The organism is Gemmiger formicilis (assembly GCF_016901605.1).
GTDB classification, from domain to species: domain Bacteria; phylum Bacillota; class Clostridia; order Oscillospirales; family Ruminococcaceae; genus Gemmiger; species Gemmiger formicilis_B.
The window spans coordinates 1-19,460 of the sequence record NZ_JACJKP010000036.1 but is presented as its reverse complement, the minus strand read 5'-3'; the positions used below and the strand labels follow the sequence as shown (position 1 = coordinate 19,460).

The following is a 19,460-nucleotide window of genomic DNA, read 5'->3' as shown; positions in this document are numbered from 1 at the left end:
CGGGCAGCGGCAGGAACATCAGGGAGAGGATGAACGCCCCGCTGGTGAGAAAATGCTGCCAGGGGGATGCCTGCAGGGTACGTGCCATCTGGAGAATCCCCAGATCATCGCATCCCCAGCACCCCGGCCATACGATCAGCAGCACCACCAGGCTGACGGCCAGATACGGCAGCGTCCATTGCAGCCAGCGGCGGGTAAAGGCATCGCCCCGGCGCAGGTTGCCCACCAGCGTGACAGCACCGTGGATCACGGCAAAGGCCAGCAGGACAAACAGCGCTTTGTAGACAAAAAAGGCCGGGGTCTGCCAGTCATACCGGAAAAACAGCCGGTCGGTGGCCAGCGTCAGCAGGCACCACAGCACCGCTGCGATGCCCTCCCCTACCAGACGTTTGTTGGGACGAATCATCTTTTTCTCCTTTACCGCGGACACATTCACAGCAGCGCCTCAAAGCCGGCAGCGTTTTCGGGGGCTTCGGCGGCGCGGTATTCGTCCGGCGTGCCGAAAGGCAGGTGCAGGTCGGTGGCAAAGCCCCGTACCGCCGCGCCGTGGGCCGCCAGTACATTGTAAATGCCGGACACAAAAAACTCCTTGTACTCGCAGGCATGCAGATACTCGGCGCAGGCGTCGGCGTAGGTCTTTTTATCCTTGAAGTAGTAGGCGCCGCAGATGGCGTCATGGCTGACCACCTGCTTTTCCACCGTATGGCAGACGTTGCCGTCGGCACCGTACTGCAAGTAGCTGTAAGCCGGGGAATCGCTCTCAAAGGTCAGCAGCGCCCCCGCCGGACCGTCGGCAAAGTTGCCTTCGGCGCAGAATGCATTGAAAGACCGGCACAAGAACAGGTGGTCACAGTCATTGAAGAGCAGCGGCTCCCCGTCGGGCAGGCCTTCGGCGCCTTTCAGGGCCGTGACGGCTGCCCCGGCCGTTACCTCCGGCAGGGCCACAATGCGGGCATCCGGCCAGTATTCCCGGATCTTCCGGTCGATGGCAAAATCCCGGATGTGCTCTTCCAGCACCACAAAGGTAAGGTCGGCGCAGTCCACGAACTTTTCCACGCTGCGGGCCGCCCAGTAAAAGAAGGGCTTGCCGTGAATTTCGATCAGCGGTTTGGGGCAGACAAAGCCGTTTTCAAAAAAGCGGCTGCCGCGGCCTGCCATGGGCAGGATCAGATGCAGTTTGGACATAAGGCGGCTCCTTTCCGGCGGCGCTCAGGCGTTGTCCCGGGCAGCCAGCATCCTGCACTCTTCCTCGATCACGCGGGAGAGGCCGGTCTCGATATCCACCTGGGGCACCCAGCCGTAGGCTTCTTTGGCGTGGGCATTGTCGCACAGGCTGAACTTGTTCACCTCGTGGTCGAGGATCTCTTCCTTGATGCCGTAGGCCCCGCCGTACAGTTCGGGGTATTTGGCCCAATAATGGCTGGAGGGGCAGTATTTGGCCTCGATCTCCTTGCCCATCAGGCGGCAGGCGGTGGCGTACAGTTCCCGCACCGAGTAGCTCTGGTTGCTGGACACGTTCACCGCGTCAAAGCCCTTTTGGGGATGTTCCACCACCCGCAGGGCCAGGGCGATCAGGTCATCCACATATATGTAATCCCGGCGCTGGTTGCCGTCGGAGTGGAATTCCGGCGTACGGCCATAGTACAGTTCCCGGATCATATAGCCCACAAACGGCGGCTGCTTGCGCAGGCAGTCGATATGGGGGCCGTAGACGTTGGCAAACCGCAGGCAGGTCACCGTCATGCCGTAGGTATCGGCAAAGCTCTGGCAGAACCGCTCGCCGCAGTATTTGGTGTTGGGGTAGATGAGCGTGGGCGGGTTGAAGGAATTTTCCACCGTGGGGAACTGGGTTTCGTTCTCATACATGGCGTTGGTGGATGCCTGCACCAGCTGCTTGACGCCGGTGCGGCGGGCACATTCCAGCAGATGCACCAGGCCCAGGGTGTTCACTTCCACCGCCTGGACGGGGTCGCTCTGGCAGTCCGGCAGCGGCGCGATGCCCGCAATATTGTACACCACATCAAACTTTTCGGCTTCAAACAGGGCCGGGATGGCTTCCCGGTCCCGGATGTCCATGCGGCGCACTTCGGGGCCGAAATCGTGGTCCTCAAACTTCAGGTTATCCAGGTTGCCGTAGGAAAAGTTATCAATGCCCACGACTTCGTCGCCGCGCTTCCACAGCGCATGCCACAGCTGGCCGCCGATAAAGCCGGCAGCGCCCGTTACCAACACTTTCATGAGAGTTCCTCCTTACTGCTGCACCGGGATTTCGGTGTAGGTATAATCGTCAATGATGGTGGTGCGCCATTCCCGTTCCACAAAGGCACGGGGGCTGCGCAGGTACCGCCCGCAGAGTTTGAGCAGGCTGATGCCGAAGCTGGTAAGCTTGTTGTTGCTGACCTGGTCTTCCTCCCGCCAGCTGATGGGGAAGAACAGAACCTTCTGCTTGAGCTGGCACTGGGCCAGGATCATGCAGTCGTTGAAATAGAGGGTGTCGGGGAATTTTTTGTAGTAGCCGTTTTTCAGGGAGGCTACGTCATACAGGTTCAGTCCGCTGCCCAGGTCGGTGATGCGGCGGCGCGCCACCAGGGTGAACAGCGCGTTGAAGCCATGGTTGCCCACCACGCGCAGGGTGCTGTACCCCTGGATGCGGCTGCCCTTCATGAAGCGGGAGCCCAGGCAGCAATCATATTTTTTGTAGGTGCCGTCCTGCAGGATGGGCAGCAGGTCCGCGATAGCGCCCTGGTCATCCCCATGGAGCACCACCAGGTGGTCATACCCGTGGGCCACCGCATAGCCGAAAGCCACCTTGTGGCTGCCGCCCAGACCATAGTTTTTATCGTTGCGCAGCAGCCGCACCGGTGCATCGGGATGGCGGCGGCGCCAGTCCTGCACGGCTTCCTCGGTGCCGTCGGTGGAACGGTTGTTCACGACGATGCATTCGCCGACCCACGGCGCCACCCGGGCGTCCAGCAGTTGGGACAGCACCCGGGGCACCTGTTTTTCACAGTTATAAGCGGGGATGAATACCAGCAGTTTTTCCATCGGTCAGGCTCCTTTGATTCCATACAAGCAGAATTTTGTTTAAGCATAGCACAAAACAGCGTTCACCGCAATGTGCCCGGCGTTCTATCAAGCGCCCTTGTCCACCACCAGTACCTGCAGGCTGGCCGTGCCGTGGGTGACCGTATACCGGTCCGCCAGGGGCAGGTTTTCCTCGATCCAGGCGTGGAAAGCCGCCATATCCCGCACTTCGGCATCGTCGTACAGGATCACATCGGGCAGTTTTTCGGGCATTTCCTCGTAATACTGCACAAAGCGCGGGTCGCTGTCGGTGCCCGAAATCACCGACGCCTGGGCCACGGTCATGGTGCCGTCGGCCATCAAAAAGCCCAGTCCATGCTGTTCCCCGATGGCCTGCAGCAGCTGTTTTCCCCCATAAGGCGCCAGGGCTTCGTACAGGCATTCCTGCATATCGGCGGCTTTCTCGTCGGCCCAGATGCCTTTGGCGGGGCCGTTTTCGATGCGGACCAGGGTGGTATCGGCCAGGCTGTGGGGTTTCCAGCCGGTCACCTGTACCAGCCACAGACGGGACACCGTGGGGTAAAGCAGCAATACCGTCAGCAGCGCCGCCAGTCCCCAGCGCCCGGTACGGAACACCGGGTGCCGCAGGGCCAGCGCCGCCGCACCGCAGACCGCCGGCCAGAACAGATACATAAAGGTTGTGGGCAGCGCAATGAGGGTGGAGCGCAAAATCATCAGGTAGGCCGCCACTCCCGGCAGCCAGCCCAGCCAGAACAGAACCTGCCGCACGCCGCGGTCCTGGGCCCGGCGGCGGTCCGCCCAGAAGGTCCAGCCGCCCGCCAGCGTGGCCGCCAGATAAACATGACGGTAGTCGAGGCCTTCCTCCCGCAGGGCCCAGAGCAGGCACCATACACCGAGCAGCCCGGTATACAGCCAGAGGGCGGTTTCCACACTGCGCACCACACCGGGGCGGCAGCGCACCACCCACAGGGCGGTAAGAAGGGCAGTCCCTGCCAGCGGCAGCGCACTGAACCGCACCACAGCCAGGGCCTGCCCGGTCAGTTCAGCCAACCGCTCCCCGGCGGTAAAGTCATACTGCGGGTCATTGAGCACCAGCGTGATCCGTTCCAGCAGCGCAGCAAAATCAAAGGCCATGCCCTGCAGCGCCCAGAGAAGGAACGCCCCCCCGCAGACACCGCTGGTCACCGCAAACACCGCAGCCCCCCGGGGGATGCTCCGTTTGCCGGAACGGGCCAGCACCACCATGCCCACCAGGAACACCGGCGCCGCCGCCACACTTTGGGGATAGGCCAAAAAGCTCAGGCAGGCGCACACCGCCCCGGCGGCCACCCGCCATACGCCCTGCCCCTGCCGGGGTCCGGGGGCAAAGTAGCCGTACCAGAACAAAAAAGCCGCCAGCGTATAGTGAAACTGCTGGCTGACATAATCCGGCCCCAAAAACCACTTGGGCGTAAAGACAAAGAGCCCCAGGGCAAGCAGCCAGGCAGCCCTGCCGCCCAGTGCCCCCCGCAGACTGCGGTAAAACCAGAAGCTGAGCCCCGCCTTGACCAGCAGCATGACCACCCGCACGAACAGCAGCAGGCCGGTGGTGCCGCCGGTCACCCCCAGGAAAAACGCCACCAGCGGCGCCGTGGTCAGGGCGCTGAGCTGGTGCGGTTCCCACATGGTGGCAAACAGCCGGTCACCGCTGACCAGCCGGAACCCCAGGGAGAGGGCGTATTCTTCGTCAATTTCCAGCCCCACAAACAGGCTGCGTACCATGGCGGCCGCAGCCGCAGCGGTCAGCAGCCACAGGGCGCTTTTCGCAAGCCGGTTTTTCTGTGTCGTTGTCAAACCGAATCTTCCTTTGTGTTATTTTCCACCCGGCGCCGCAGCAGGGTATCCCGCGCCCACCACAGGTAGGGCAGCCAGTTCAGGCAGAAAGCCTCCCACTTGCGCTGCAGCAAATTCTGCGGCCGGGAGGCCGTCCTCACCGGGTCCACTTTGATATACCGGGACTTTTGCATGATGCGGATGGCTTCCTGCCCGGTGGGGGTTTCCTCCGGGGTGCAGTATTCCGGCCCCAGAATACGGAACCGTCCGGGCTGTTCGGCCACCAGCCGGTTCAGCTGGCTTTCATCATGAAACCGGGCAATCACCCCGTGGCTCAGGTCCTCATCGGTACGTGCCTTCAGTTCCCGGCACAGGTCCAGATAGGCCGCGCTTTGCCCGCCGTTGAGCCCACCCGCCACATACCAGGTACCGCAGTTGTAGGGGATGCCCGCCCGGCTTTTGCGGCGGCGCTCATAGGGGTGGAAGATGGGATTTTTGCCGTAATAAGGCAGATGGCAGACCACCGTCAGCACCTGGCCCCGGGCGGCGTCGGGCAGCAGTTCCCCGGCGGTGACATCCCGCAGGCAGCGCAGGTTGGCATTGGCAAAAAACAGGTAATCGTACCCGGCCAGCCGGTCCGCCTGCCCCAGAAAAGCATCGAACCGCTGCATGGTGCTGTACGGCCAGGGCAGCGCTTGCTGAGGAATCCGCCGCACATCGGGCTGGTCCTCGTAATCAATGGTTTCGGCATCGGTGAACACATAGAAGGTGCGTTCACAATCCGGCAGAAAATGTTCCTTGAAATTGGGGTAAAAATCGTGCCAGAATACCCGGTACGCGCCCGTACACAGGTAAAGCACCGCCACACGCGGTTGTTTCATGACCGGTTCCTCCTTGTCCGCAGAATACGCGCGGCATATCCGCGCAGATACGCGGCATCACTGCCCCAGCCGTAGACGGCCAGGTTGAGCAGATTGGGCAGAATGCATACGATAACGGCCCGGGGGATCAATCCCAGCCAGCCCTGCAGGGGCACTGCCTCACAGACAGCCCAGGTGCCGCCCATGCACAGGGCCAGCGTGACCAGATGCAGCCCCTGCATCCGCAGATAATGCCCCATGCTGCCCCGCATATACTGCCGGAACACCACCAGAATCCGCCCTGCCCACATAATGCAGTGGGCCACCACCGTGGCAATGAGCGCACCGGTGACATCAAACCGCGGGAACAGCGCAAAACTGAGGACCAGGTTGACGGTTGCCGAGGCTACCATGAACCACTGGTCCTGTTCAAAATGCCCCAGCACGGCCCGGTAGGACCCCAGCATGCGGTGGTTCCAGCCCACGTATTCATTCAGGCAGAACACCAGCACAAAGCCCATGGGCAGCAGCCAGTCGTCCCCCATCCAGGCCGCCATAAAGGGCTGGAACAGGCAGAAGTAGGCGGTGGCCACAAAGCTGGCAAACAGATAACTGAACAGGTCCATGCCCCAGAACACCTGTTTGTCGTGGTCGTTGGCAGCGGCCGTTTTGTCGTAAACGATGTTGCCGATGGCTGCGGCAAAGCTGTCCATGACCTTGTTGCCCAGGTCGGTGGCGCTGGTAGAGATGTTGGTATAGTTGCCCAGCAGGGTGGTCTGGACCGAACCTCCCATGCGGGAGGTGACGATGGTATCCGACGAGCCGTAGATGGTGTTGGACAGCCGGTGCACCAGATAATACCGCAAATCGTGGAAGATGCCCAGTTCCTTGAAGTCCCGGAAGGTGACCTTGACGTCATGCACATAGGGGAAGTCCTTGCGGAACCGGCGGGCCACCACCAGGTTGGCGCAGACGTTGCAGACGATGGACACGCTGAAATAGAGCACATAGTTGGGCAGCCACAGCGAAACGGCAATTTTGGCCAGCGAGGTAAGCACGTTGAAGCAGAAGTCGATGCGGGTGCACAGGTACCCCTGCTGGGTGCAGGTGTACATCAACCGCCGGGTGACCAGAAAATAGCTGCACAGCGTGGAAATCACATTCAGGCCGTAGACCGTGTAGCCGGTGGAAAGGGGCACATCGGGCATGATCCAGGGCAATGCGGCGGCGCCCAGCAGCGCCAGCACCGCAATGGCCAGACCCACCGCCCGGTAGGCCCACTTGTACATGGACATGTACTTGCTGATTTTTTCCACATTCTTGGCAGCGATCTGTTCATACAGGCGGTAGCTGATGACGCTGCCCACGCCGAACTCGGCAATGGAAAAGAAGTTGAACAGCTGGGTGACCACCTGGGACGCCGTGCTGATCTGGGTGCCGAAGTTATAGACCAGCAGTCTGCGGGTGACCAGGCCCAGCAACAGCAGCAGCAGGCTGGAACCCAGCGCGTAAGCCATATTGATAAGGGTACGTTTGGTTCGCAAAACAGGTTATCCTTTCTTGCGGCAGGCGGCCACCCACAGCGTAAAACGCGGGCCGAACCACCGCATCATGGTGCGGAACAGCCGCCAGTCACGGCGGGTATTCACCTCGGTGCCGTAGGCGTACAGGGGGCGCAGCTGCCGCAGATACGGCAGGCAGGCGCGCCGGATCGAGGCGTCCGACACGGCAGCGGTGCGGGCCTGGGGCCAGAACACATCGGCCGCGGCGTTGCGCATCACGGCGTAGGTTGCGGCGTCCACATGGCCGGCGGCCGCCAGGGTGGCCAGGTGCCGCTGGGCAGCCACCAGCGCCTTGAACCGCTTGGGCAGGTTTTTGGCGTCGGTAAGCAGGCTGCCCTGCCGCCCCACCCGGTAATGGGTAAAGACCACATCCAGGAAATAGACGCCCTCGCACCGGGTCAGCAGCAGCAGATCAAAGGGCCAATCCTCCGCCCAGCGCACGTCGGGCCAGAACCGCAGGCGGTTTTCCCGCAGCCAGGCGCGGCGCAGGCAGTATTTCCATACCGACCAGTGCCCTGCCGCATACAGCACATGCAGCCGCTCGGCGTAGTCGGTACTGTCAAAGGGGCCGGGCAGCAGCCGCAGCCCCTCGTGTTCTGTCAGGGTTCCGTCGGGCAGCCATTCCAGGTGCTTGCCCACATACCAGTCATACCCGGGGTGGGCGGCCAGTTCCCGGCGCAGCGCCGCCAAAAGCCCCGGGGCCATGGCATCGTCACTGTCCAGAAAAAGCACCCACTCCCCCGTGGCGGCTTTCAGCCCGGTGTTGCGGGCAGCAGCCAGCCCCCCGTTGGGGCGGTGGATGACCTGCACACCGGGAATTTCGGCGGCAAAGGCATCGCAAAGCTGCGGGCCCATGTCGGTGGAACCGTCATCCACCAGGATGCACTCCCAGTCCTGCGGACCTTCCTGTTCGGCCACGCTTTTGACGCAGGCGGCCAGATAGTTCTGCACGTTGTACACCGGGATGATGATGGAAAACAGCGGCATACCGGCACCTCTTTCCTGTTTAGTCGGTCTTGATCAGCTGCCAGTCCGGCTGGTACAGCGCGGATCGTTTGGTGTGGGCGTACCACCGGTCGGGCGCCCAGGTTTCGCGCCCCGGCGCGGCCAGGTACTGGGCCCACCAGCTGTAGGTGGAATTGCTGAGGATGAACCCCCGGCAAAGAGCCATCAGGTTCATATCTCCCACGGCGTCCCCCCGGGGCATGAACACGGCGGGCAGGCCCGCGATGTCCAGATGTTCCCGGGCCCAGTCCACATCGTCGGAAAAGACAAAAACGGTGGCATCCGGGTGCGCGGCGGCAACTGCGGCGGCGGCCCGGGCGTAGTAAGCCGGGGTACAGACCTGCAGGATCTCATTTTCCGGTTTGCAGTAATCCCCCCGGCGCAGGTGCAGCGCCACCGGCCAGGCGGCAGCCCGGATCTTATCGGCCCATTCCCCCGCGGGCGGCTGTTTGGCCCGCAGTTCCTGCCGGATGGTGGGGGCAAAATCCGCAAAATAGGCTTCGCTCTGGAAGTACCCCCAGGCCAGAAAATCCCGGGCGGTACCGCGGTGTACCGGGGTATAACCGTCGGTGGCAAAGTGTACCCCCAGCCGGTTGAGCAGCGGGGCGCAGCGGCGTTCCCACCCGTTCCAGTCCCGGGCCATCAGTCCCTGACGCTGTTCGTATTTGATCATCAGGGCTTTGGCGGTGTTTTGCCGTTTCAGGTGTTGTTTGGCAAAACCCGGCTGGGCCAGGATGTTTACTTCCGGCGCCAGGTTCAGTGCATCCAGCGCACAGACGGTATGGGCGGGGGCGCCGTCCCGCCAGTCCTGACGGTCCAGCAGCGTGACGGGTTCCCCGCAGCGCAGCCCCAATGCCCGGGCAAAGGCGTAGATAAACATCTGGTTGCCCAGCCCTCCGGCCAGTTCTGCGTAGATCATGCGGTTCCTCCCAGTTGGTCATACAGTTGTTCCATGCGGTGGGCGGCGGTGTGCAGCTCGTAACCGGCAGCGGCCAGTTCCGTCCAGTGGTCGGTGTGGTCCCCCTGCCCGGCGATCTGTTGGGCCGTTTCTGCCCACTGGGAGAGCGGTGCCTCCAGCGGCAGAAAATGCACCAGATCGGTCACGGCGCCGTCGTCCGGCACATTGGTGGACGCCAGGCACGGTACGCCGCAGCCCTGCGCCTCTACCAGGGTCACGGGGCTGCCCTCAAAATTGCTGGGCAGCAAAAACAGGTCAAAGGCGTTCATATAGGCGGGCACATCGCTTTGCACCCCCGCAAAGATCACCCGGTCGGTCAGGCCATGGCGGGCTGCGGCGGCGCGCATTTCGGGTTCTTTTTCCCCGGTGCCCACCAGCAGCAGTTTCCACGCGGGGTCCACAGCGGCCATAGCCGCAAAAACCTCCATCAGGAACAAGGGGTTTTTCTGGTGGTTCAGCCGTCCCACAAATCCGGCCAGGCGGTCGGCATCGCCGATGCCGTACCGGGCACGGGTAGCGGCACGGGCCGCATCGTCGGGATGGAAGCGCCCCTGGTCCACCGCGTTGCAGGCCACCGCAAAGTTGGGTTTGCGGTCGATATGGTCCCCGAACACAAACCGTCCCGCCGCCACGCCGCAGCCCAGGAAATAATCCGCAAACAGCTGGTACACGCCGTGGGCGGCCCGCCAGGTCAGTGTCATGGGCGGGTAGACGATATGGCTGTGGACGATGATTTTGGCCCGGGGGCAGAGCAGCCGCATCATACCGCAGACCGGCGCACCGATCTTGCTGGCGGTATGATAGTGGATGATATCGTACTCTTTATGGGTTCGCAGGTGGTGCCACAAGGCCCGGATACGGTCTTTTTTATGGTCGGGCACCGCAAAAATGCGCACACCTTTGGCTTCCAGCGCGGGGGCGGTGCTAGCCTGGTCGGGCGGGCACTGCCCCACAAACAGGTCCACCCGGTAACGGTCGGTGTCCAGGTGCAAAAGCAGATTCTGCACATAGCGCTGCACACCGCTTTGTACGCCCAGGTGGTTGCTGATCATCAGAATGCGCATGGTGAAACCTTCCTTTTTGTTCCTTCTTTGCAAAGAAGGAACCGAAGAAACTCTAAATACAACAGGCAAAAAACGATACTCGTTTTACCAGTAGCTGCCGCCTTCCACAGTTTCCCGCCGGGCAATGCCTTCGCTTTCGGCAGGGCGCACCCAGGCGTCGTTGTACAGCTTGCCGATCACCGGGTGGTCGTCCCACCGTTTGCCCTTGATGCCAAAAAGCAGCTGGGTGGCACCGCTCATCTGGATGGCCACATGGCCGGTATCCCGGGCATGGGTGGCCAGCGGCAGGCCGTACGCCCCGGCGCCGATAATGGCTACCTCATAGTCGGCGGCATCCATCTCGGCCTGCATGGCCGCCAGGGCGTCGAACCAGCTGTTGTAGCCGGTCTTTTGCCCGGCCAGCCCCTGTACCGCCTGCACCACCGTCAGCGAGGCAAATTCCGGCAGAATCTGTGTGCCGGGAAAAAGCTGTTCCCGCCGGGCATACTGCTGCAGAATGGTCGCCTTAAAGGGATGCACCACCAGCACTTTTTTGCCTGCCAGTGCCGCACTCCAGGGCTGGGCATGGTAGTAGGGTTCCAGAGCCCGCAGCTTGGTAAAAAGTGTACCCCGGCATTCCCGGATGACCTGCCGTTCGGCGCCCACATCCCACAGGGCCAGCAAATCGGTATTGTGAACGCAGTCCACATAATACTGGCAGAAGCGGACCAGGGTGACGTCGTCGGTGGGGAACACCCCGGACAGGTTCTGGATATCCTGGCGGGTACGGTCGGTAAAATGTCCGCCGTGTTCCAACCAGTCGGCCACGGTGCGCATCTCGGTAGCGCCGCAGCGGCCGAACACAAAGGGTTCCCCCCGCAGGATGGCCGCCCGGGCCAGTTCATTGCCGGCTTCGGCCTCCAGTACCTTCACGCCGCGGTATTTGATGCCGAACCGCAGCCCTTTATACAGGTTGCGTGCCGCTTCTACCAGCGCGTTATCGTTGTCCATGGGCAGCCTCCCGTTTTTTAGGCAGCAGCGTCAGGGCCAGTTCGGCACTGTTCTGCCACAAAAAATGCTCATTGATCCGTTTTTGCGCGGCGGCCCCCATCTCGTCATCCACCCGCGCCAGTGCAGCCGCCATCTGGGCCACATTGTCGCAGAGGATGCCGCTGATTCCATCCTCGATAATCAGGTCGGGGCCGGGTGCATGCCGGGCCACCGGCGGGCAGCCCGCATACATGGCTTCCAGCAGGCTCATGCCGAAAATTTCCTGCTCGTTCAGGTTCACAAAAGCGTTGCAGGCATGGTAATACACATGCACCGCCGTGTTGGGCAGCTGGGGGATCAACCGGCAGCGGTCGGTCAGGCCCGCCTGTTTCAGCGCAGCCCGCAGAGCGTCGCTCTGGCTGCCCCGCCCGATGACCACCGCCTGCCAGTCCGGCGCCGCCTGCAGCAGCGGCACCAGGTCCAGCGGGCGCTTGTAGGGGTCCAGCCGGCCTACAAAGATGAAGATTTTCGCCGCCGGGTCCAGCCCCACCGCGCCACGCAGTTTGTCCCGTTCCGCCGGTACATCGGGGATAATGGCGGTATCCAGCCCCACGGGCATCAGCCCGGCACAAGGCACCCCAAAGGAAGCCAGTTCCGCCGCCGCCGCCGGTGTTTTGGCGTAGGTGGGTGTTTTTTTGTAGATGGCCAGATTGCGGCGCAGCAGCAGGTCCATAACGGCGCGCACCGCCTTGTGGTTGGAAGCACTTTTCAGCGCCCCCAGCTGGCTGTAGAACAGAATGCCGTGGCGCCGGCAGAACCGGTAGAGGGACGGCACCCCGGGGGAGTTATCCCCCATCACATGCACAGCGTCCACCCGTTCGTCCAGCAGCACCTGCCAGCTTTTGTAAAACGCCTGGGACCCCAAGGCCCGCACCGGCAGATAATAGATTTTTACGTTGGGTTCCGGTTCTTCCACCGTGGGGGAATCCGCATCCGGCGCAGGGTACAGCACAATGCCGCGGGCCCCCAGCGCCGCAAACGCCCGGGCCAGACCCACTTCCTGCCGGTTATACAGGCCTTTACGGCCCGAAGGTCCGCAGTAAAACTGCGGGATTGCAATGGTTTTCATGCCTGTGCCTTTACCTTTGTAAGATACCGCGCATCAATGACTTCCAGCACATCGTCGCGGCAATAGGTGTGAATACCGATCACATCATCCGGGTTCAATCCCTGGATGGATACGCTCTGGGGCATTGCAGCGCACAGCGGCACCTCGGAGTTGCCGCGCCGGGCCGAAAATTGCAGATAGACACCGTAATCCACCTTGGTGCTGACCTGGGTGGGGTGAATGACCTGTTCCCCCAGCACAAAAAGCGGCCCCGCGTTGCGGCTGACCAGGTCAAATTCCCGGTGCTGCAGGTTGAACGCTTCGTCCGCCTGCAGCACAAACGGCTCGTCGGAAGGTTCCGGCGGCTCGGTGCCGGGCAAAGCCGGGGCCGGTTCGGCAGGGTGGCTCAGGGTATACCGGCGCCACCGCACATAAAGCTGGTTGTCGGGCTTGGTCTCGCTGCACAACAGGGTCAGGGCACCCGCTGTGCGGTCCACCAGAATGGTATCGCACAGTTCCTCCTCCACGGCAAAACGCTGCACCAGTTCCCACTGGTCGGGGAATTCCCGGCAGCGGTACAGCCGCAGGCTGTGGTCATTGCCGGTTTCGGGGATCATCCAGGTATCGCCGTTCCAGTCAAACACCGTGGGGAAGGAAAGATGGAATGTTTCTTCCAGCGCCACCTGCCACTCGTCGGCGGTGCCGTCGTCGTACAGTTCGCACACTTCAATACGCCCTTTGCCGGCGGTCAGGTCCATGGCCTCGGCAAAAAGGTAGCGTTTTCCGCCCCGGCGGTACAGCAGCGGGTCGGCGTACCAGAACCCTTCCCGGCCGGGCAGTTGGGTATATGCCGTGCCGCCCAGGGCGGGCAGGGCTTCGGTGCCTTCCAGGGTGGGAATGGGGCGCACCGCGATGGTATAGATCTCTTTTTCGCCCGATAATTTGCGCAGCAGCCGGGCAGGCGGCATGTGCAGGGCGCGATACAACTGATTCATCGTTCTTCTTTTCCTGTATACAGGCGCAGCAAGGCGCGGTAGTTTTCTTCTTCACTGTAGGTGCGGCGGGCCGCGGCGGCAATGGCCGTGCAGTCAAACTGCATGGCCGACAATGCCTTGACGGCACCTGCCAGGGCGGCGGCATTGCCGGGAGCAAAGCGCAGCCCGTCGATGCCGGGGCGCACCGAGGCCCCCACGTTGCCCAGATCACTGGCCAGCACCGGCGTACCCAGGGTATGGGCTTCCGCCGGGACCAGCGCAAAACTTTCATAACAAAGGCTGGCGGCGATCACCGCGCGGCTTTCGGCCATATACCGGTGCAGTTCCGCCGGGGGCAGCTGGCCCAAAAAACGGACCTTCGGCCCGGCATTCTGCCGCGCCCAATCCCCCAGGGGACCTTCCCCCGCTACCAGCAGTTGGGGGGCGTTCTCTCCCAGCTGTTGCCAGGCTTCCAGCACGGTGGGCAGGCCTTTCAGTTCCTCCAGCCGGCCGGCAAACAGCATCTGTGGCTTGCGTTCCTGCCAGAGCAGTACTTCCCTGTTTTCCACACAGACGGGATTGGGTTTGACCACCAGCCGCTCGGCATCAAAAAGCGGGCGTTCCCGGTTGAATTCCAGCAGTTTCTGGCGGTCAAATTCCGTCAGGGCCACCATGGTAACCCCCCGCCAGGTTCCCAACCGGCGGTGCAGGGCGTAGGCAGCCGCCACCACCGCCGTCTGTGCCAGGCTGCCCCGGTAACAGCGGTGGCGCAGCGCACAGGAAATCCCGTGATGCGGGCAGTCCTCGCAAACTTTGCCGTCCCGCAGCAGAATGCCGTTGGGGCAGAACAGCCGGAAATTGTGCAGCGACTGCACCACCGGCACGCCGCTTTGTTTGGCGGCGCGCACCACGGCGGGGCTGAGCAGCAGCAGGGTATTATGAATGTGGATGGCGTCGGGCTTTTCCCGCGCGATCAGCGCCCGCACTTCCCGGACGGCTGCGCGGTTCCATACCGCCCGCAGGGGCAGCAGCAGTTTGGCCAGGCCGTGGGCGGCTTCCTCATTGCTGTGTTCACAGACGATCACCGTATGGCCCCGGCGTTCCAGCAACGCGCGTTCGGCGGCAAAAACGGCGTCTTCCCCGCCCGGCAGCCGGTAATGACAGTGGATGAGCAGGATTTTCATGCCATTTTCCCCCTTTACGCTATAGTTCGCCTATTTTGTTATTATACCCTTTTTGCCCTGCCCGCGCAAGGCGACGAAACAAAAAGGCGGGGGCCCGCCCGAAGCGGTCCCCCGTCAGAATTATTTCTCGTTGTTCTGGTTTTCCAGCTGTTCGTCCCGCATTTTTTTGACGGTTTCTTCCACGTGGAAGCTCTTGTCCAGCATGGGGTAAATGGCCATCAGGCTGAGCAGCGCCGGCAGCCAGAAACCGGCGATCACGATCAGGAAGGAGCTGAGGGGCCAGAACAGTGCCACAACGCCCCAGTAAAGCAGCTGCCACAGCACGCCCAGCAGGGTGCGGGGCAGGTACCCCAGGAACAGGAACACGGAATTTTTGAGGATGGAGCCAAAGGGCATTTCCAGCAATACCACCTGGGAGAACACGTACTGGGCCAGACCGGCCAGCAGCACAGCCCCCACCAGCAGGGCCACCGGCATCAGGGAGCTTTGGGCGGTATCCAGATGCGCGGCGGAGAAAAGCTGGGTCGCCAGCACCAGGCCGCCCAGCGCGCCCGGCACCAAAGAAGCCTTGACGTTGCGCTTCCAGGCGCGGCGGTAGGTATTCCACCAGTAACCGGGTTCATCCCGCAGGCTGCGCAGGATGGTATCCTGCAGGCCGCTGATCTGGGGCGCGGCGATCATACCGCCCAGAACGCCCGCCAGCAGCATGGGGGCAATGGAGTGGGTCACCACCGAGAACCAGACCCCCAGCGCAAAGGGCAAGGCACTGATCACTGCCAGAAAACTGGCCAGCCAGTAAGAGGTCAGGTCACGGCCCAGCAACTCAAAGAAGCGGGCAGCACCTTTTTTGCGGGGGGTATCGGGGCGAATACCCGGCCCCGGCCGGTCAAAATTAAAATTAAACAATCCCATGGGAAGTTCCTCCTATCGTGTTCCATATCGTGCCGCGCCGGCTTCGATCACAAGATCCTCTTCCAGGCGCAGGCCCGGGCGGCGGCCTTTCTGGGCCTCCACCACAAAAAGCCACGGCGTACTGCCGGGGCGCTGGCGTACAAAGGCCAGCCGTTTGGGTTCCAACCGGACGGCGCGCAGCGCGCACAGCACTTCCACCAGCTGGTCCGGACGCTGGCAAAGCACAAACCGGCCGCCTTCCCGCAAAGCCCGGGCAGCAGCCCCCGCCGCATCGGTCAGGGTGCAGCTGTCGGTATGGCGGGCCGCCGCCCGTACCGGGTCAGGGCTGCGGGGTCCGGCGGCAAAATAAGGCGGGTTGCAGGCGGCAAAATCATACCGTCCCTGTTCCTGCCCGACCCGGCAGAAGTCCCGCAGGTCCGCGCACAGCGGGGTGATATGCTCCGCTTCGTTCTGCCGTACCGCTTCGGCGCAGAGGGCGCTGGCATCAGGGTCCAATTCCAGGGCCGTACAGGGGCCGCGGTGGCCCTGATCATGCCAGAGCAGTGCCACAATGCCGCATCCGCTGCACAGGTCCAGCGCCCGCTCCCCCGTCCGGGGCCGGGCAAACCGCCCCAGCAGCAGCGCGTCGGTGCCAAAGCCTGCCCCCGGCGCTGTCAGCACCCGGGTGCCGTGGTCCAGAATTTCAACACCGTTCACGCTTTATCACGCACCAGCGCGTATTTCATCAGGCCAACCTGGGTCTTGGAGTCCCGGATGGTGCCGTCCAGCACCATGTTCAGCGCCTGTTCAAAGGGCATTTTGACCACATCCAGGAACTCATCCGGGTCCAGATGCTGATCCACCGGGTGCAGCCCCGTAGCGGCCCAGACGTAGATTTTCTCACTGTCGTAGCCCACCGTGGCGTACACCACGCCCAGATCCACAAAATGGTCGGCGGTCAGGCCGCACTCTTCGCCCAGTTCCCGCTTGGCAGCCTCAAAGGGGTCCTCCCCCGCTTCCAGTTTGCCTGCGGGCAGCTCCCAGATCTCCTCACCCATGGCATAACGGAACTGGCGGACCATGTAGACATTGCCCTGGTCATCCACCGGCAGGATGCAGGCGCCCCCGTGGTGATGGACCACCTCGCGGGTGCTGGTGTTCCCGTTTTCCAGGCGGACGGTGTCCAGCGTCACGCGGATGACCCGGCCATTGAAAATTTCCTTGCTCTCCAGCATGGTTTCGGTATGCGGCATGATGCAGCGCTCCTTTGCGGTTGGTTTTAAGATTGTTCCTATTGTACCGCAGCGGCGGCCGGGAATCAACCGGATTCTGTATACATTTATAGATTCCTCACACAATTTGTCTGACGGTTCTGCACGCCTTTCCTTATTTAATGGGTCCTGTGGATGGAGCCTGCGTAACCGGGCATCTGCCGCCCCGGCATCTTTGCGGCGGATACAACCAAAGCGGGGGCCGCATGACTGCGGTCCCCGCTCTGGTTGGTATAGGAAAATAAGGGAATGGCAATAGCTGGCGGCGTACGTTACACGATCTTGCGCGATTTGTGTACGCCGGTCTTGAGGAACTCTACCCATTCAGCCACGTTGACGGCGTGGTCGCCCAGGCGTTCCAGGTATTTGCTGATCATAAACAGATCCAGCGCCGCTTCGGCATCGGCCGGGTGTTCGGCAATGTATTTGGCAATCTCGCCGCTGATCTTGCGGAACATGGCGTCGCAGTCATCGTCCTTGGCAATGACCTGGGCCGCCATGGACAGGTCCACCTGCACATAGGCGCCGATGGCGTCCTTGACCATCCGCAGGGCGATTTCGCCCATTCGGTCCAGGTCATCCATCACGCCCACGCTGTGGGTACCTTCGGGGTGCAGGTGCAGGGTGATCTCGGCAATGTCGCTGGCCTGGTCGGCAATGCGTTCAATGTCGGTGACCATCTTCAGCGCCGTGGAAACCTTGCGCAGGTCCCCGGCCACCGGCTGCTGGCGCAAAAACAGCGTCAGGCAGCGGTGCTCGATCTCATGTTCGGCAGCGTCGATCTCGCTGTCCCGGGCAATTACGCTGCGGGCCAGTTCAATATCCCCGTTGCGCAGGGCCGTCATGGCGCTTTCGATGGCGCCGCCCGCCGCATGGCCCATCCGGGCCAGCATGGTGTCCAGCTGCATCAGCTCGGCATCATACACCTTGCGGCTGCTGTAAGGCATAGAAAATGACATAAAATGTACTCCTTCCATCAACCGAAACGGCCGGAGATGTAATCTTCGGTACGCTTGTCGACCGGGGTGGCAAAGACGCTCTCGGTCGGGCCCATCTCCACCAGTTCGCCCAGCAGGAAGAAGGCAGTCTTATCCGAGATACGCGCCGCCTGCTGCATGTTGTGGGTGACCATGATGATGGTGTAGTTCTGTTTGAGTTCCATGGCCAGTTCCTCCACCTTGGAGGTGGAGATGGGGTCCAGCGCGGAGGTGGGCTCATCCATGAGCAGCACTTCCGGTTCCACCGCCAGGGCGCGGGCAATGCAAAGGCGCTGCTGCTGGCCGCCGGACATGCCCAGGGCGCTCTTGTTCAGGCGGTCCTTCACTTCATCCCAGATGGCGGCGCCCCGCAGGGAACGCTCCACAATCTCGTCCAGCTGGGCCTTGTTGTGGATGCCGTGGGTGCGCGGACCGTAGGCGATGTTGTCATAAATGGACATGGGGAAGGGATTGGGTTTCTGGAACACCATGCCCACCCGCTTGCGCAGCACGTTCACATCCATCTTATCCTTATAAATATCCACGCCGTCCAGCAGGATATCGCCGGAAATACGGCAGCCTTCCACCAGGTCGTTCATGCGGTTCAGGCTTTTGAGGAAGGTGGATTTGCCGCAGCCGGAAGGGCCGATAAACGCGGTGATCTCTTTTTCGGGAATGGAAATGTTGATATCTTTCAGCGCATGGAAACTGCCGTAGTACAGATCCATGTTCTTCACTTCGAATTTATTCACGGTAGTACCCCTTGTTTCTTTACAATCAATGTTTGGCCAGTTTGCGTGCGATGAAGCTGGACAGGCAGTTGATGCCCAACACCAGCACCAGCAGCACCACGGCGGTGCCGTAAGTTTCGTTCACATGCAGGCCCTCGCTGGAGAGCAGGTACATATGGACGGCCAGCGTACGGGTGGAGCTGAAGACGCTCTCGGGGATCTTGGCCACCGAGCTGGCGGTGTAGATCAGGGCAGCGGTCTCGCCCACAATACGGCCGGTGGCCAGAATGATGCCGGACAAAATACCGGGCATGGCGCTGGGCAGCACGATGGTAAACACGGTGCGCAGCTTGCCGGCACCCAGGCCGAAGCTGCCTTCCCGGTAGGAGTCAGGCACGGCGATGAGGGCTTCCTCGGTGGTGCGCATAATGACCGGCAGCACCATGATGGCCAGGGTGAAGGCACCGGCGATCAGGCTGTAACCCCAGTTCAGCTGGGTGACAAAGAACAGCATGCCGAACAGGCCGTATACGATGGAGGGGATACCCTGCAGGGTCTCGGTGGTGACGCGCACCACCCGCACCAGCTTGTTGCCGCGCTTGGCGTATTCCACCAGCCAGATGGCTGCAAAGATACCCAGAGGCGTGGCCACTACCAGGGCAAAGGCCGTCATGATCACGGTATTGATGAGGGCGGGCATGAGGGAAACGTTCTCGGAGTTATATTCCCACTCAAACAGGGAGGGTTTGAGGTTGGGAATACCCATGACCAGGATATAGCCGATGAGGAAGAGCAGCACCGCCGCGGTGAGCAGGGCGGCCAGGCGCACCAGCCAACGCAGGATACCGGCCTGGACCCGGGCGGAAGTCCGGTTGCGGTTGCCTTCGGGGAAGACCATGCGGGCTTTTACCTTGCCCATACCGGCAGCGTTGTCCTTGCCGTTCACGGTGATCTCAGGCATTTTTGCTGCCCCCTTTCACGATGCTGAAGCAGAGGTTGATCAGAAGAATGAAAACGAAGAGCACCACGCCGGTGGCGATCAGAGCCTC

Annotated in this window: 20 protein-coding genes and 1 pseudogene; all 21 read right to left on the bottom strand. The window is 62.0% G+C overall.

The window, feature by feature from the left end; genetic code table 11:
• A partial coding sequence (locus H6B10_RS04540) for a hypothetical protein (RefSeq protein ID WP_204650169.1) occupies positions 1-406 on the bottom strand: 406 nt, incomplete at its 3' end.
• 26 nt (positions 407-432) lie between these two features.
• Positions 433-1,185, bottom strand: a complete 753-nt coding sequence (locus H6B10_RS04535; RefSeq protein WP_204650166.1) for an NTP transferase domain-containing protein — start codon at positions 1,183-1,185, stop codon at positions 433-435.
• A gap of 24 nt (positions 1,186-1,209) precedes the next feature.
• Complete coding sequence (locus H6B10_RS04530) at positions 1,210-2,238, bottom strand: NAD-dependent epimerase/dehydratase family protein (RefSeq protein WP_204650163.1); 1,029 nt, start codon at positions 2,236-2,238, stop codon at positions 1,210-1,212.
• A gap of 12 nt (positions 2,239-2,250) precedes the next feature.
• Complete coding sequence (locus tag H6B10_RS04525) at positions 2,251-3,045, bottom strand: glycosyltransferase family 2 protein (RefSeq protein WP_204650160.1); 795 nt, start codon at positions 3,043-3,045, stop codon at positions 2,251-2,253.
• A gap of 87 nt (positions 3,046-3,132) precedes the next feature.
• The gene (locus tag H6B10_RS04520; protein WP_204650157.1) at positions 3,133-4,878 is read right to left on the bottom strand and encodes a hypothetical protein; all 1,746 of its coding nucleotides are present in this window, start codon (positions 4,876-4,878) and stop codon (positions 3,133-3,135) included.
• Positions 4,875-5,738, bottom strand: a complete 864-nt coding sequence (locus H6B10_RS04515) for a hypothetical protein (RefSeq protein WP_204650154.1) — start codon at positions 5,736-5,738, stop codon at positions 4,875-4,877. The genes H6B10_RS04520 and H6B10_RS04515 overlap by 4 nt, the downstream gene beginning before the upstream one ends.
• Positions 5,735-7,261: a polysaccharide biosynthesis C-terminal domain-containing protein gene (locus H6B10_RS04510; protein WP_204650151.1), complete on the bottom strand. Its 1,527-nt coding sequence runs from the start codon at positions 7,259-7,261 to the stop codon at positions 5,735-5,737. The genes H6B10_RS04515 and H6B10_RS04510 overlap by 4 nt, the downstream gene beginning before the upstream one ends.
• Positions 7,262-7,267: 6 nt before the next feature.
• Complete coding sequence (locus tag H6B10_RS04505; protein ID WP_204650149.1) at positions 7,268-8,266, bottom strand: glycosyltransferase family 2 protein; 999 nt, start codon at positions 8,264-8,266, stop codon at positions 7,268-7,270.
• A gap of 19 nt (positions 8,267-8,285) precedes the next feature.
• A complete protein-coding gene (locus tag H6B10_RS04500) occupies positions 8,286-9,203 on the bottom strand; it encodes an alpha-1,2-fucosyltransferase (protein ID WP_204650147.1) in 918 nt (305 codons plus the stop codon).
• Complete coding sequence (locus H6B10_RS04495) at positions 9,200-10,306, bottom strand: glycosyltransferase (protein WP_204650145.1); 1,107 nt, start codon at positions 10,304-10,306, stop codon at positions 9,200-9,202. Before H6B10_RS04495 ends, H6B10_RS04500 begins: the two co-directional genes overlap by 4 nt.
• Positions 10,307-10,390: 84 nt before the next feature.
• Positions 10,391-11,296, bottom strand: coding sequence for a hypothetical protein (locus H6B10_RS04490; protein ID WP_204650144.1), 906 nt, complete (start codon positions 11,294-11,296; stop codon positions 10,391-10,393).
• Positions 11,283-12,404 (bottom strand): glycosyltransferase family 4 protein, encoded by a 1,122-nt coding sequence (locus tag H6B10_RS04485; RefSeq protein WP_204650142.1) that lies wholly within the window; start codon positions 12,402-12,404, stop codon positions 11,283-11,285. Before H6B10_RS04485 ends, H6B10_RS04490 begins: the two co-directional genes overlap by 14 nt.
• Entirely contained in the window at positions 12,401-13,378 is a 978-nt protein-coding gene (locus H6B10_RS04480; protein ID WP_204650140.1) for a glucosamine inositolphosphorylceramide transferase family protein, read from the bottom strand. The genes H6B10_RS04485 and H6B10_RS04480 overlap by 4 nt, the downstream gene beginning before the upstream one ends.
• Positions 13,375-14,541 (bottom strand): glycosyltransferase, encoded by a 1,167-nt coding sequence (locus H6B10_RS04475; protein WP_204650138.1) that lies wholly within the window; start codon positions 14,539-14,541, stop codon positions 13,375-13,377. Before H6B10_RS04475 ends, H6B10_RS04480 begins: the two co-directional genes overlap by 4 nt.
• Before the next feature lie 120 nt (positions 14,542-14,661).
• Entirely contained in the window at positions 14,662-15,453 is a 792-nt protein-coding gene (locus H6B10_RS04470) for a hypothetical protein (RefSeq protein ID WP_204650136.1), read from the bottom strand.
• 12 nt (positions 15,454-15,465) lie between these two features.
• Complete coding sequence (locus tag H6B10_RS04465; protein ID WP_204650134.1) at positions 15,466-16,149, bottom strand: methyltransferase; 684 nt, start codon at positions 16,147-16,149, stop codon at positions 15,466-15,468.
• Complete coding sequence (locus H6B10_RS04460; protein WP_204650131.1) at positions 16,146-16,685, bottom strand: NUDIX domain-containing protein; 540 nt, start codon at positions 16,683-16,685, stop codon at positions 16,146-16,148. Before H6B10_RS04460 ends, H6B10_RS04465 begins: the two co-directional genes overlap by 4 nt.
• A 290-nt stretch (positions 16,686-16,975) precedes the next feature.
• Positions 16,976-17,662 carry a phosphate signaling complex protein PhoU gene (gene phoU, locus H6B10_RS04455; protein WP_204650128.1) on the bottom strand — a complete coding sequence of 229 codons (687 nt, stop codon included), beginning with the start codon at positions 17,660-17,662 and terminating at the stop codon, positions 16,976-16,978.
• 17 nt (positions 17,663-17,679) lie between these two features.
• Positions 17,680-18,432, bottom strand: a complete 753-nt coding sequence (gene pstB / locus H6B10_RS04450) for a phosphate ABC transporter ATP-binding protein PstB (RefSeq protein WP_204650125.1) — start codon at positions 18,430-18,432, stop codon at positions 17,680-17,682.
• 25 nt (positions 18,433-18,457) lie between these two features.
• Positions 18,458-19,309, bottom strand: a complete 852-nt coding sequence (pstA, locus tag H6B10_RS04445) for a phosphate ABC transporter permease PstA (protein WP_204650171.1) — start codon at positions 19,307-19,309, stop codon at positions 18,458-18,460.
• 55 nt (positions 19,310-19,364) lie between these two features.
• Positions 19,365-19,460: pseudogene (locus H6B10_RS17960) on the bottom strand (phosphate ABC transporter permease subunit PstC); the annotation flags it as partial.